The following is a 14,306-nucleotide window of genomic DNA, read 5'->3' as shown; positions in this document are numbered from 1 at the left end:
TGTCAGACGATTTCTATCAGACAGTCGACCTCGACGGCGGCGTTCATCGGCAGGGCCGACATGCCCACGGCGGCGCGGGAGTGACGACCTCTCTCCCCAAGTATTTCCACCAGAAAGTTCGAAGCTCCGTTGATCACCAGATGCTGTTCGACGAAATCAGGCGTCGATGCGACGAAACCCTGAATTTTCACGACCCTCGTGATGCGCTCCATCGCGCCTTCGAGCGCAGCGTTCGCGCATCCGAGTATGTTCAACGCGCAAATTTCAGCAGCCTTCACCCCGGAGTCCAGATCAACATTGTCTCCAAGTTTGCCGGCGACCTGAAGCGACCCGTTGACGAGCGGAAGCTGGCCGGAAATATAGAGCATCGATTGACTGATGACATAAGGGACATAGTTGGCGGCAGGCGAGGCGACCTCTGGAAGCGCAAGGCCCTTTTCGGCGAGTCTCTCGGTGATCGTCTGGTTCATTGATGTCTCCGGTTGAAAGGGATTGGAACGTGGCGGCGCAAGCTGATAGGAACAGATAGGCGTAACGGCGATGTGCGATCCTGTAGCGCCCGTTGTTCGGGAAGGAATTTAATAGTGCGACTGATAGCAGCCTTTTCTGTTTTCGCAATCATCCAGCAAAGCGGCGTCGCCTTGGCGGGCGTTACCGAAGGACTGGCGCCTCATCGGGCTGTTTATGACATAGAACTTGCGGACGTATCGGAAAGGTCTCGCATTGAATCGATGTTCGGTCGCATGGTCTACGAGTTCGGCGGCTCGCCGTGCGAGGGTTACACTGTCGATTTTCGTTTCGTGTCGCAACTGGATACGGGCGCGTCTGTTCGGGTGACCGACCAGCAGACCCAAACCTATGAGGACATCGAGAACGCCACATTCAGTTTCATGACGCGGACATACGTCAACGACAAGCTCGACAAGGAAGTTTCGGGAAATGCAGCGCTGGAAGGAGACGCCACCTCGGTCCGGCTGAAGCTTCCCGAACCGGATGATCTGACGCTGGCGGCTTCGGAGTTTCCGACTGCGCAGATGATCACCTTGATCGAAAAGGCCAAGGCCGGTGAAAAATTTTTCCAGTCACGCCTTTATGACGGCACCGAAGAGGGCAGGGAAATCATGCTGACCTCCAATATTGTCGGATCGCCGCGTCTGATCGAGGACGACGATGAGGCGGACGCCATCGGTTCGCTCAAGGATGATCCGGTATGGCCTGTGTCCGTCGCCTATTTCGATGAGTCTGAACAAGGTGATGGCGTACCGATCTATCGCATATCGTTCAAGCTTCACGAGAATGGCGTCACACGCGATCTCGTGATGGACTATGGCGAGTTCACACTCAAAGGCAAATTGACTTTGCTAGAGGTGTTCGACAGTGAAAGTTGCAAATAACGCAAGTCTACCGCTTATCGCTTACTGGTTTCATGTTATTATTGTGTGGGAATCATCACGGAACCAACTTCCACAGTAAGCGTTAATAACAGTTAATCTCCCGATTTGCGTGATTAGCGGCAGACGCGATCTATTGGAATACAGCACCGAAACCTGGATACAGTGACTAAACAGTTCAAAATTAGCGATACAAGGCCGCATCAGTATGCGGCGCTTTGCTACCGCGTGAAAAAGAGCGGCTTGAAGGTTCTGTTGGTGACAAGCCGGGACACCGGACGTTGGGTCATGCCGAAGGGGTGGCCGGTAAAGAAGCAGGATGGCGAAGGCTCTGCGGCCTGTGAAGCCTGGGAAGAGGCTGGCGTCATCGGGAAAACCGACGGAAAACCTATCGGCTATTATTGCTACGACAAAGTTTTCGACAAGAACACGGCCATCGAATGCGAAGTCGAGGTCTATCCGCTGGAAGTTACAAAGCTCCAGAAGTCCTACCCGGAATGCAAGCAACGCGTACGGCGCTGGTTCTCTGTCAGCGGGGCGGCCAAGCGCGTGGACGAACCCGATCTTGCGAAATTGATCCTCGGTTTTACGCCAAACCACTAATCCTGTGTAACAGGTCGCCAAAAGGCGGTCTGTTGGACAGGGTTGCAATTCCTGATCTTACGATGTAATGAGCCGCCCATTCCACACGTGGAGCATGGGATTGTCCGGGAGAAATCCGGGCGTTTCCGCCGGTGGCGGGTCGAACAGGCCTGCTGTAGCGCCACGGAGGTATAACCGGAAAGGAGAAAAGGCATGGCATTGCCAGATTTCAGCATGCGCCAGCTTCTTGAAGCAGGCGTGCACTTCGGCCACCAGACTCACCGCTGGAACCCGAAGATGAAACAGTACATTTTTGGTGAGCGAAACAACATCCACATCATCGATTTGAGCCAGACTGTTCCGATGCTTGAGCAGGCGCTCCAGATCGTCAGCGACACTGTCGCCGGCGGCGGCCGCGTTCTGTTCGTAGGCACCAAGCGACAGGCTTCCGAAGTCGTCGCCGATGCTGCCAAGCGCTCCGCGCAGTATTACGTCAACTCGCGCTGGCTTGGCGGCATGATGACCAACTGGAAGACGATTTCCCATTCGATCCAGCGTCTTCGCAAGCTTGACGAACTCCTGGCTGCTGAAGCGCAAGGCTTCACGAAGAAGGAGCGTCTTAATCTCGAGCGCGAACGGGACAAACTTGAACGGGCTCTTGGCGGCATTCGCGACATGGGTGGAACGCCGGATCTGATGTTCATCGTCGACACCAACAAGGAGTCGATCGCTATCCAGGAAGCCAAGCGGCTTGGAATTCCCGTCGTCGCAATCGTCGACTCCAACTGCGATCCCGACACGGTCGAGTTCCCGATTCCCGGAAACGATGACGCCTCAAGGGCCATTTCGCTTTACTGCGATCTGATCGCTCGCGCCGCCATCGACGGCATCGCGCGCCAGCAGGGCGCCTCCGGCGTTGATGTCGGAGCCGCAGAGGAAGCGCCGGTAGAAGAAGTTGTCGAAGAAGCCGTTGCCGAAGAGGCGCCTGCGGAATCATCCGAGGCGGCTGCGGCTTCAACTGAAGAGACGCCCGCGAGCTAGGTCTTGCCAGCCGGATGAACTTTTTCATTCGGCTGACACACGAATCATAACAGAGAGCAATACCGTGCGCGCCCGATGGCGGGTGTGTCACGCAAATATATCAAGAGGCTAGGATGAGCATTACAGCTTCTCAGGTTAAAGAACTGCGCGAAAAGACAGGCGCAGGCATGATGGATTGTAAAAAAGCCCTGACTGAAACAGGCGGCGACATGGAAGCTGCTGTCGACTGGCTGCGCGCCAAGGGCATCGCCAAGGCCGACAAGAAGTCTGGCCGTACGGCTGCGGAAGGCCTTATCGGCATCGCCGCGGACGGCGCCCGCGCGGTTGTCGTCGAGGTCAATTCGGAAACCGACTTCGTCGCGCGCAATGACGAATTCCAGAAACTCGTAAGCGGCGTCGCGGACGTGGCCCTTGGAACGGACGGCGAACTGGCTTCCGTCAAGTCGGCGGTCTATCCGGCGACCGGCAAGTCGGTGGAAGAGACGATTACCGATGCAGTCGCAACAATCGGTGAAAACCTCAATCTGCGTCGTACGGCGATGTTGAGCGTGGAGCAGGGGATCGTCGCCAATTATATCCACAACTCCGTGGCCGATGGTCTTGGCAAATTGGGCGTTATTGTCGCCTTGAAGTCGACCGGCGACGCCTCTGCTCTGGAATCCCTGGGCAAGCAGATTGCAATGCATGTGGCTGCGTCCAACCCGCTCGCCGTGACTTCGGCCGACGTCGACGCCGAAGTCGCCGAACGCGAACGCTCTATCTTCATGGAGCAGGCTCGCGAATCCGGTAAGCCTGAGAACATTGTGGAAAAGATGGTCGAGGGACGCATGCGCAAGTTCTTCGAGGAAGTTGCTCTCGTGTCGCAGAGCTTCGTCATGAATCCTGACCAGACCGTCGCCGAAGCGCTGAAAGAAGCGGAAGGCAAGGCCGGTGCGCCGGTTGAGGTTGCCGGATTTGTGCGGTTCCAGTTGGGCGAGGGCGTGGAAAAGGAAGAAAGCGATTTTGCAGCCGAAGTCGCCGCCGCCGCGCAGGGCTGATTTCAACCAGTCTGCGCCCGGGCTTTCCGGGTGAAACAAAATTGAGAAATTCGAAAGGGCGCCGCGTGACATCGCGGCGCCCTTCGTGTATCCGGCTCTGCAAACCGCACATGGAACGCCAGATGCCCAACGCTCCCGTTTACAAAAAAATCCTTCTGAAAGCCTCAGGAGAGGCCCTGATGGGAAAGCAGGGTTTCGGGATCGACGTAACGGTGGCCGACCGCATTGCCGCCGATATCGCCGAAGCGCGGGCAATGGGGGTTCAGGTCGGCGTCGTCGTCGGCGGGGGCAACATTTTTCGCGGAGTAGCGGTTGCATCGAAGGGCGGCGATCGTGTGACCGGCGACCACATGGGAATGCTGGCCACTGTCATCAACGCGCTTGCGCTGGCGACATCGCTGCGCAAACTCGGGATAAACACGGAAGTGCTTTCCGCAATCGCCATGCCGGAAATATGCCAGAGTTTTTCCCAGCGCGCGGCTTTGCACCATCTCGAAAAGGGACGTGTCGTCATCTTCGCCGGCGGCACTGGCAATCCGTTTTTCACGACGGATTCAGCTGCGGCCCTGCGCGCCGCGGAGTTAGGCGCACAGGCGATTTTCAAGGCGACCCAGGTCGATGGCATCTATTCGGCGGATCCGAAACAATTTCCGGACGCCGAGCGTTATGATGAACTGACGCATGATGAAATACTGGACAAGGGTTTGGCCGTAATGGACGTGGCCGCCGTAGCGCTTGCCAGAGAGAACTCAATTCCGATAATCGTATTCTCGATTCACGAAAAAGGACAACTTGCCGCAATTCTCGGTGGAGGCGGAACAGCGACTATCGTAAAGGATGCGTAAAGATGCTACGTATAACAAGCTGGTGAGGGCGATGTTGCGTTCTGCTATTGTATCGGTTGCGATGAATAGTACGGAGTGAATTACTTCAACAGAAAAGTAGTAATTCGGCGAAACGATCAAAAGACCATTAGAACAGGGAGCAAACCCGCATGAGCGACGGTGCTGATTTTGTTGATTTGAAGCGGCGGATGGAAGGCGCGATTACCGCATTCAAGAGTGATATTGCAGCGCTTCGCACGGGACGCGCATCGGCGAACGTTCTCGATCCGGTGACGGTCGAGGCCTATGGATCGAGAATGCCTCTCAACCAACTCGCCAATATCTCCGTTCCGGAACCGCGCATGATCTCGGTTTCGATCTGGGACAAGTCGATGGTGTCGGCTGTTGAAAAAGCCATCAGAGAGTCCAATCTGGGGTTGAATCCGATTACCGATGGCGTCAATTTGCGCATTCCCTTGCCGGAACTCAACGAGGAACGCCGCAAGGAACTCGTCAAGGTGGCCCATAATTACGCCGAGAATGCGCGCGTTGCAGTTCGCCATGTAAGGCGAGACGGGATGGACGACCTGAAAAAAGCCGAAAAGGACGGCGATATCAGCAAGGACGAAAGCCATGACCAGGCTGAAACCGTGCAGAAATTGACCGACGACATGATATCCCAGATCGACAGCCTGCTGACCGACAAGGAAACTGAGATAATGCAGGTCTGACACTGCGAGTTTCGGCAACTCGACACGGGGTTTTTGGAGCGACATATTGAACAAGCCTCAACATGTGGCAATCATCATGGATGGAAACGGGCGCTGGGCCGAAAGGCGCGGCCAACCGCGCGCCATCGGGCACCGCAAGGGTGTCGAAGCCGTCCGCAACGCCGTGAAGGCTGCTGGAGAAAACGGCGTCAAATACCTGACTCTCTTCGCATTCTCCTCCGAAAACTGGAACAGGCCTCAGCAGGAAGTCAGCGACCTGATGGGATTGCTGAAGTTTTTTGTTCGACGCGATCTGGCTGAACTGCATAATGAGAATGTGCGCGTCCATGTCATCGGTGACCGGCGTGGTCTTTCAGCCGACATATTGGCGTTGCTGACCGAAGCCGAGGATCTGACCCGCGAAAATACGGCTCTCAATCTGGTTATCGCTTTCAATTATGGTGGTCGCGACGACGTCACGCGCGCGACCAGGACGATCGCCCAGAAAGTCGCCCAGGGGCTTGTGGACCCGGCCAGAATCACCGAGCAGACGATTTCTGATTGTCTCGATACGGCGGACATCCCCGATCCGGATCTGATCATCCGCACGAGCGGCGAGATGAGAATCTCGAATTTCCTGCTCTGGCAGTCGGCCTATTCTGAATTCATCTTTCTGCCGTGTCTCTGGCCGGATTTCGACGAAGAGGAATTCCGCAAGGCGCTGAAAGAATACGCATGCCGCGATCGCCGTTTCGGCGCCACGACGGATCGGGCCGCTGCGGCGGCGACTTGATGCAGAACGAGGTTCTCGTCCGGACAGTTTCCGCTTTGATCCTCGGAGTGCTTGTGCTGGCGCTGACCTGGATTGGCGGCGTTCCGTTCCGCTTTCTGGCGGTGACGATCATGTTGCTGCTGTTCTATGAATGGTTTCGCATCGTCGAAAAGAAACATCTGAGCGCCACAGATCGCCTTGTTGGCGGCGTGACAATGTTGGCGACTGCTGTCGCCATCATGATCACCATGCCGCTGATCGCGCTGGCCTGCTGTACAGCAGGCGCGATTATCCTCGCCGTGCTGCGCAGGATAGAGGGACATGATCTCTATGCGCCGCTCGGTTTGCTATACGCCGGATTTTTCGGAATCGCGTTTACCGCGTTGCGCGGGAGCGAGCCTACCGGATGGATGGCCATTATCATTGTGTTCGCCGTTATCTGGGCGACCGACGTTTTTGCGTTTTTCGGAGGGAGGAGTATCGGCGGTCCGAAACTTGCGCCGCGAATCTCGCCCAAGAAGACATGGTCGGGTTTTCTCAGCGGTCTCGCCGGCGGCGTCGTCTGCGGCATTGTTGCAGGCTGGATATTGGGGGCGCCGGAAATTCGTCTGCTCGCATTTCTTTGTGGCGCCCTTTCGATTGTCGGGCAGATCGGCGATTTGTTCGAATCCGGCTTGAAGCGCCATTTTGACGTCAAGGATTCAAGCGATCTTATTCCTGGCCACGGCGGCGTCATGGATCGGGTGGACAGTCTGGTCTTCGCGGTGGTCGCGGCCTATTTGCTCAGCATAACCTGGACGGGGCTCGATCTGACGCGGATCGGGTGATATCGGTCTAGGAGCGAGAAAACTCTGGGCGGCGACAGAGCCGCAGGGAACATTTATGGACGTACTTGGGAATATCTACAGCATCATTGTCGGCACGGTTCTGCCTTTCATCATCGTACTGACCATCGTGGTGTTCGTGCACGAGATGGGCCACTATCTCGTCGGCAGGTGGTGCGGAATTCGGATCGTCACCTTCTCAATCGGCTTCGGCAGGGAGCTCGCCGGGTTCACTGACAGAAACGGCACGCGTTGGAAGCTGTCTGCCATTCCACTCGGTGGCTATGTTAAGTTTTTTGGCGACGAGAACGCCGCCAGCTTCCCCGACGAAGACAAGATTGCGGAAATGAGCCAGGCGGAACAGTCTCAAACTTTCCAGGGCGCGTCTCTCGGACGTCGCGCGGCGACAGTGGCAGCGGGTCCGATCGCAAACTTCTTACTTGCCATTGTTATCTTTACGGCGGTTTACAGCTATTTCGGAAAAGCCGTGCTGGATCCCGTCGTGGCGTCTGTCCAGCCGGCAAGCGCCGCCGCCGAAGCCGGTCTTGAGCCTGGCGACCGTATTCTGGAGATAGACGGTAGAACCATCGACTCCTTTGACGACCTGCGCATCTACGTTTCGACGAGGCCCGGCGTTGAATTGCGACTGATTGTCGAACGCGACGGCCGAAACAAGGATTTCGTACTCGTTCCGAAACGGGCGGAAGTCGACAACGGTTTTGGAGACATGATCGAAGTCGGACAAATCGGCGTCGTCGCGTCTGCAAACGAGGATACGTTCAGATACGAGAAGATGGGGCCGCTTGAAGCGCTGGCTGAAGGCGTAGGGCAGTCTTTTTTCATCGTCAGCCAAACGGTTCAGTACTTCAAGAACATCATCATCGGCAGAGCCAAGCCGGATCAGATCAGCGGTCCTATCGGCATTGCCAAGATCAGCGGTCAGATGGTTTCCGTCGGACTTGTCTCCACTATCACGTTCATAGCCTTCATATCGGTCTCGATAGGCTTTCTGAATTTGCTTCCGATTCCGATACTCGATGGCGGCCATCTCCTGTTTTATCTGATCGAATTTTTGCGCGGCAAACCGGTAGGGGAAAGAGGTCAGGAGTTTGCTTTCAAGATTGGTCTCTCTCTGTTACTAATGTTGATGATTTACGCGACTTGGAATGACGTCACCTAGCTGACAGAAATAGGGTTCTGAAACCGAGTGTGACGATCCGGAGTCGGTTCTGTGGATATCTGGAGTACGTTCAGTCGGTGTATTGTCGGGATAACTGTTTGTTATCCATAAACTCACCGCGGTAGTTGCTTATCGGCAACGAATGGAGGGCAAGTAAACAGAAATTAACTCAATCACTTGCTTGTAGCTGAAAACATTGTAAAACGGCGGGGAGACAGAATCGTGTTCTGTCCGCTCGTGGGGACGCTGAGATTAAGGGTAAAAATGCCAATGAAGGCCGGTTCTAGAGTACTAGGCGCTGTTCGTGCGCTCGCACTTGCAACGCTTATGGCGGTCGGTAGCGTGGGGGCTGCCGTTATCGCATCGACAGTAACGGCAAATGCGGCTGTTGTAAGTGTCATCGAAGTTCGTGGTAATGCGCGCGTGGACGCCAATACGGTGCGCGGAAACATTACGATCGAGCCTGGCAAGAGTTTCGATAATTCGGATATTGACGCGTCCATCAAGCGCCTTTTTGCGACGGGGCTGTTCAGTGACGTTCAGATTACCCGTCGAGGCAGCACCCTTGTGGTCACCGTGGACGAAAACCTGATCATCAATCAGGTCGTGTTCAACGGCAACAAGAAGCTCAAGGATCGCCAACTCGAGGCGGTCGTTCAGGCCAAGTCGCTCGGTCCCTACAACGAAACGATCATCGAATATGACGTCGAGGCGATCAAGGAAGCCTACGATCGTATCGGCCGCGGCGAAGCCGAGGTGTCGACACAAGTCGTTTCCCTTCCCAACGGCCGTGTGAACGTCGCCTTCAATATCAACGAGGGCGGACGGACGAAGATCGAGTCCATCAATTTTGTCGGCAATCAGGCATATCCCAACGGCCGTCTCAAGGAAGTCATTAGTACAAAGCAGTCAAATTTCCTGTCCTTCCTGACGCGGAAGGACTTGTACGATCCGGCCAAGCTTCGCGCAGACGAGGAGGAGCTTCGACGCTTCTACTACAATCGCGGCTACGCCGATTTCCGGATAATTTCGTCTACTGCGGACGTGGATCCTGCAACTGGCAACTGGATCATCACTTTCACGCTGGATGAGGGCGAGAGATATCAGTTCGGCGACATCCAGGTGGATAGCACCGTTCCCGGCATCGACGTCGAGAGAATGCGCCGTCTGATCGAGTCGCGATCCGGAGCCGTCTATAGCGCCGAGAAAGTCGAGGACTCGATCGTGGCGATGTCTGAAGCGGCTGCGGGCGAGGGATATCCTTTCGCCGATATCACACCGCGCGGCAATCGCAACTTCGCTAATCGCACGATCGACGTCACCTATCTCATCGACCAGGGGCAGCGCGCCTATATCGAGCGCATCGAAATCCGTGGCAACACCCGGACGTCGGACTATGTTATCCGTCGTGAATTCGACCTGGCAGAAGGCGACGCCTATAACCGCGTGCTGGTTCAGGAAGCCAAGAAGCGACTGGAAGCGCTTGGATACTTCGAAGCCGTCAACGTTACGACGTCACCCGGCACGGAGCCCGACAGGGTTATCCTCTTCGTGGATGTGAAGGATCAGTCCACCGGCGAGTTCTCGATCGGCGCCGGTTACTCCACCGGCGGCGGCGGAGCGACAGCGGAAATCGCGCTCTCGGAGCGCAACTTCCTCGGCCGCGGTCAATATCTGAAGATTGCCGTCGGCGGCAGCGTTGACACCAGGAACTACACGCTGTCCTTCACCGAGCCCTATTTCCTCGGTTACCGTCTGGCGGCTGGTTTCGACATTGGCCGTAATACAGATAGTTCTCAGGAAGGCTATAATACCACGACAACCTATGGCACGCTTCGGGTCACTGCGCCTATCACTGACTCTCTGTCGACCAAGCTTGCCTATACTTATAGTGTGGAAGAGTACGACCAGGACGGCAGTTTCTTCCTGCCACCGAGTCCGCCGATTCAGCAGGCGCTCGATCAAAGCCCGTGGACGACGTCCGCGATTTCCTGGGCGCTTATCTACAATACGATCGATGACCGGTCGCTGCCTCGCGAAGGCATCGTCGCCAGCGTGGAGACGACCTATGCAGGACTTGGCGGAGATGCCGACTACGTGTCGATCACCGGTAAGGCGTCCTATTTCCACACTCTGTCGGATTCGCAGGACATCATAGGACAGTTGGCTATAGGTGGTGGATATATCGCTCCGACAGGCGACAATCTGCGCGTGTTCGACCAGTTCTATATTGGCGGCGAAACCATTCGCGGTTTCGAATCCCAGGGTATCGGCCCGCGTGACTATAACGGCGATGCGTTGGGTGGCACGACCTACTTCAACGCCACGGCGGAAGTCGGTTTCCCGCTTCCGCTGTTGCCTCGCGACTTCGGAGTTAGAGGCGCCTTTTTTGCCGACGCAGCGACCCTGTACGGATCTGATCTCGATTTGAGTTGGGCGACGTCTCCGGGCGATGTTGAAGGCATCGATATGGCCTGGCGCGCATCAGTCGGCGCGAGCCTGATATGGGCCTCCCCATTCGGTCCGCTGCGCTTCGATTTCGGTTTCCCGATCCTCAAGGAAGACTACGACAAGACCCAGATCTTCCGTTTCGGAACGTCCGCGAGGTTCTGATCGCAGCCCGTTTCCCTTAAGCCGGAACGACCGCAACCGACATGAAACTGGTAAGGGCCTGCCTGAGAAGGTGGGCCCTGATGTCTTAAAGATGGATGATTTTCGATTTTTTCCTCAACATGAGGGCATCGAACTTGAGCGGCTCGCGAGCGCGCTGAAAGCGGAATTGCCCGATCCGGCGTTTGCTCAGGTCCTCATCCACGGACTGGCTCCGCTATCGAGGGCGAAGCAGGGCGAACTGACCTTCATCAATGCACGTCGACGCGCCGACGCGCTTGCCGGGCTAAAGGCCACCGCTATCTTGTGCACGCAGGAATTGGTAGATCGTGTTCCGGAAGGCTGTGCGGCGCTGGTCTGCAAAGATCCGCAATTTGCGTTCGCAATCGCCGGTCAAATGCTTTATCCGGACGCGATGCGGCCGTCTCTTGTTCTTGGCGAGCCTGGCGTTTCAGAAAAGGCGGTTGTCTCTGCTTCTGCCCGGTTTGAAGACGACGTGACGATTGAAGCCGGCGCAATCGTCGGCGACGATGTCGAGATCGGCCGCGGAAGCGTCATATCGGCTGGCGCTGTCATCGGTCCGGGGTGTTCGATCGGCCGCAATTGTCATATTTCGCCGAATGTCACGCTTCAATGCGCCTTTCTCGGAAATCGGGTTATAGTGCATCCTGGCGCGCGCGTTGGTCAGGACGGGTTCGGATATTCCCCATCCGCCACCGGTTTGACGAAGATCGTTCAGGTTGGGCGGGTGATCATTCAGGATGATGTGGAGATCGGGGCGAACACCACCATCGATCGCGGCGCGCTGGACGATACTGTGATCGGCGAGGGGACAAAGATCGATAATCTCGTCCAGATCGGACATAATGTTACCGTTGGACGCCATTGCGTGTTGGTCAGTCAGGTCGGCATATCGGGCAGCGTCATCCTTGGCGACGGCGTTATGCTGGGCGGCAGTGTTGGCGTCAACGGCCACCTTACAATCGGCGACGGAGCGCAAATAGCCGGCATGAGCGCAGTCGCAGGCGATGTGCCTGCAGGCGCGAGATGGGGTGGCATTCCGGCGAGACCCATGAGGGCTTTTCTGAAGGATGTGGCAGAGATGAACGCAAGAGCATTCGGCCGGAGGAAAAAAGGTGCAGGAAATGAGTGACACTGATCAGAGCGCGCTGGAGACCGCCGATCTTGCGGAGATCATGCGGGTTCTGCCGCATCGTTACCCCTTTCTGATGGTCGATCGCATTATCGATATCGACGATGACAATTCCGCAGTCGGCATCAAGAATGTGACCGTCAACGAGCCGCATTTCAACGGACACTTTCCCGGCAACCCGGTAATGCCGGGCGTGTTGATTATCGAAGGCATAGCCCAGACCGCCGGCGCCATTTGCGCCCGATCGCAGAACAGTCGATCCAATCTGGTCTATTTCATGACGATCGACAACGCGCGCTTTCGTAAACCGGTCGTGCCGGGCGACATTGTGGAGTATCACGTGACCAAACAAAAGCAGCGCGGCACAATCTGGAAGTTCCACGGCGACGCCATTGTCCGTGGAGCCAAAGTCGCTGAGGCCGATGTCGGGGCCATGTTGGTCACAGAGGACAATCCCAGATAATGATTTCGGCATCTGCAAAAATTCACCCGTCCTCGATCGTCGAGGACGGGGCTTCGATCGGCGACAACGTGAGCGTTGGACCTTTCTGTCATATCGGTTCCCGCGTTACGCTGGCGGACAATATCGAGGTCATGAGCCATGTCTCGATCCTCGGCCGAACAACAATTGGCGCCGGAACGCGTGTCTTTCCCGGCGCAGTGCTGGGCGCCGAGCCTCAGAATGTTCACTACAAGGGCGAAGATACAGAACTGATCATCGGCAGTGGGTGCACGATCCGTGAAGGCGTTACGATGCACACCGGAATGCCCGACGCTGGCGGCAAGACGAAGGTTGGCGACAATTCCCTGTTTCTCGCCTACTCCCATGTTGCTCACGACTGTCACATCGGCTCCAATGTGATCCTGTCCAACAACGTCATGCTTGGCGGACATGTCGTTGTCGGAGACCGGGTGATCATGGGTGGCGGCGCGGCGGCCCATCAGTTCTGCAGGATCGGTCATCACGCATTCGTCGGCGGGCTTGCCGCCTGTTCGAACGACGTCATTCCCTACGGTATGTTGAACGGAAATCCAGGCATTCTGGGCGGGCTGAATGTCATTGGAATGACCCGATCGGGGATTTCCAAGTCGGATATTCACGCGGTTCGCCGCGTCTACAAGATGCTGTTCAGCGGTGATGCGCCGATCAATGAAGTATTGAAACGCATCAAGCCCGAGTACCAGGGCGTCGAAGTGCTGGAAGATCTCTTTGAGTTTATCGAGGCTGACAGTCATCGAGGACTGTCGTCGGCGGCGAAAGCCAGAAGGAACTGATCATCGTGTCCCCGACCGATACCCAGGCCGCGCCAAGTGGACGCCTGGCTATCATAGCCGGGAGCGGACGTCTTCCATTCGATGTTGCCGCCGCCGCGCGCCGCGCTGGCGAAGACCCTTACATCATTGCCCTCACGGGCGAGACGGGTGAACAGGTTTCGGATTACGATCACACCTTCATTGGCCTTGCGAGCGTCGCGCAACTGCATCAGATCTTGCGGGACAACGCTATTGACCGCGTCGTGATGTCGGGTGGCGTCAACCGCCGCCCCGAACTTTCCGAAGTACGAATACCGTTCCGGCTGGTGTCGAAATTGCCGGCCATGGTGAAGACGCTTTTCAGCGGGGGCGACGACAAACTGCTCCGCCTTGTCATCCGCCTCATCGAGAGTGAAGACTGCAGGGTCGTCGGCGCGCAGGAGGTCATCCCCGACCTGCTCGCCACGACCGGCCCATTGACGACAAAGAAGCCGAACAAGACCGATTGGAAAAACATTGAAGCCGCTCGAAAGGGAGCCCTCGCGCTCGGCAGGCTGGATGTGGGACAGGGCGCTGTCGCTGTGTCCGGGCGGATCGTAGCGCTGGAAGGCGCGGAAGGAACTGATGCGATGATCGACCGCGTTGCGGAGCTTCGCAGAACCGGACGCATATCGGCGACGAAGACGGGCGTGCTGGTCAAGTTCTGCAAGCCTCAGCAGGACGAACGCGCTGATCTTCCGTCCATCGGGACAACCACTATCGAGAATATCACACGGGCGGGCTTGTCAGGTGTGGCCGTGGAAGCAGGTCGCTCGCTGGTGCTGGAAAGAGAGCTGGCGGTCGATCTGGCGAACAGGACCGGCGTTTTCATCATCGGAATTGGCCGGGAGGAAACGCCCGACGGCCGTGTTGATGGATCGCAATGACC

General features: G+C 56.6%; 15 protein-coding genes. 14 read left to right on the top strand and 1 reads right to left on the bottom strand.

The features are described from left to right. Positions 1-2: 2 nt before the first annotated feature. A complete protein-coding gene (locus K1W69_RS24955; RefSeq protein ID WP_220231184.1) occupies positions 3-470 on the bottom strand; it encodes a RidA family protein in 468 nt (155 codons plus the stop codon). A 114-nt stretch (positions 471-584) separates the two neighbouring features. Here K1W69_RS24955 and K1W69_RS24950 point away from each other — a divergent pair, with 114 nt between their 5' ends. The 14 genes from K1W69_RS24950 (at position 585) to K1W69_RS24885 (ending at position 14,304) form a co-directional block, all read left to right on the top strand. Then, entirely contained in the window at positions 585-1,394 is an 810-nt protein-coding gene (locus tag K1W69_RS24950; protein WP_370688315.1) for a cell envelope integrity EipB family protein, read from the top strand. 162 nt (positions 1,395-1,556) lie between these two features. Further along, positions 1,557-1,994, top strand: coding sequence for an NUDIX hydrolase (locus tag K1W69_RS24945; RefSeq protein ID WP_370688314.1), 438 nt, complete (start codon positions 1,557-1,559; stop codon positions 1,992-1,994). A 192-nt stretch (positions 1,995-2,186) separates the two neighbouring features. Next, entirely contained in the window at positions 2,187-3,014 is an 828-nt protein-coding gene (rpsB, locus tag K1W69_RS24940) for a 30S ribosomal protein S2 (protein WP_220231183.1), read from the top strand. 113 nt (positions 3,015-3,127) lie between these two features. Continuing rightward, a complete protein-coding gene (gene tsf, locus K1W69_RS24935) occupies positions 3,128-4,051 on the top strand; it encodes a translation elongation factor Ts (RefSeq protein ID WP_220231182.1) in 924 nt (307 codons plus the stop codon). A gap of 122 nt (positions 4,052-4,173) precedes the next feature. Beyond that, positions 4,174-4,896 carry a UMP kinase gene (gene pyrH / locus K1W69_RS24930; protein ID WP_220231181.1) on the top strand — a complete coding sequence of 241 codons (723 nt, stop codon included), beginning with the start codon at positions 4,174-4,176 and terminating at the stop codon, positions 4,894-4,896. Between the two features lie 149 nt (positions 4,897-5,045). Continuing rightward, a complete protein-coding gene (frr, locus tag K1W69_RS24925; protein WP_220231180.1) occupies positions 5,046-5,606 on the top strand; it encodes a ribosome recycling factor in 561 nt (186 codons plus the stop codon). Between the two features lie 76 nt (positions 5,607-5,682). Then, positions 5,683-6,378 (top strand): isoprenyl transferase, encoded by a 696-nt coding sequence (locus K1W69_RS24920; protein ID WP_370688317.1) that lies wholly within the window; start codon positions 5,683-5,685, stop codon positions 6,376-6,378. Next, complete coding sequence (locus tag K1W69_RS24915) at positions 6,378-7,184, top strand: phosphatidate cytidylyltransferase (protein ID WP_220231178.1); 807 nt, start codon at positions 6,378-6,380, stop codon at positions 7,182-7,184. The genes K1W69_RS24920 and K1W69_RS24915 overlap by 1 nt, the downstream gene beginning before the upstream one ends. 55 nt (positions 7,185-7,239) lie before the next feature. Continuing rightward, a complete protein-coding gene (gene rseP / locus K1W69_RS24910; RefSeq protein ID WP_220231177.1) occupies positions 7,240-8,361 on the top strand; it encodes an RIP metalloprotease RseP in 1,122 nt (373 codons plus the stop codon). 270 nt (positions 8,362-8,631) lie between these two features. Next, positions 8,632-10,974, top strand: a complete 2,343-nt coding sequence (gene bamA / locus K1W69_RS24905; RefSeq protein WP_220231176.1) for an outer membrane protein assembly factor BamA — start codon at positions 8,632-8,634, stop codon at positions 10,972-10,974. Between the two features lie 91 nt (positions 10,975-11,065). Continuing rightward, complete coding sequence (gene lpxD, locus K1W69_RS24900; protein ID WP_220231175.1) at positions 11,066-12,124, top strand: UDP-3-O-(3-hydroxymyristoyl)glucosamine N-acyltransferase; 1,059 nt, start codon at positions 11,066-11,068, stop codon at positions 12,122-12,124. Next, positions 12,117-12,587, top strand: coding sequence for a 3-hydroxyacyl-ACP dehydratase FabZ (gene fabZ, locus K1W69_RS24895; RefSeq protein WP_220231174.1), 471 nt, complete (start codon positions 12,117-12,119; stop codon positions 12,585-12,587). The genes lpxD and fabZ overlap by 8 nt, the downstream gene beginning before the upstream one ends. Continuing rightward, positions 12,587-13,399 (top strand): acyl-ACP--UDP-N-acetylglucosamine O-acyltransferase, encoded by an 813-nt coding sequence (lpxA, locus tag K1W69_RS24890; protein ID WP_220231173.1) that lies wholly within the window; start codon positions 12,587-12,589, stop codon positions 13,397-13,399. The genes fabZ and lpxA overlap by 1 nt, the downstream gene beginning before the upstream one ends. Positions 13,400-13,404: 5 nt before the next feature. Next, entirely contained in the window at positions 13,405-14,304 is a 900-nt protein-coding gene (locus tag K1W69_RS24885; protein ID WP_220231172.1) for an LpxI family protein, read from the top strand. The last annotated feature ends 2 nt before the right edge of the window (positions 14,305-14,306 follow it).

The organism is Flavimaribacter sediminis (assembly GCF_019492055.1).
In the GTDB taxonomy this organism is placed as follows: Bacteria; Pseudomonadota; Alphaproteobacteria; order Rhizobiales; family Rhizobiaceae; genus Flavimaribacter; species Flavimaribacter sediminis.
The sequence above is the reverse complement of the archived record's forward strand: the minus strand, read 5'-3'. Positions and strand labels throughout refer to the sequence as shown.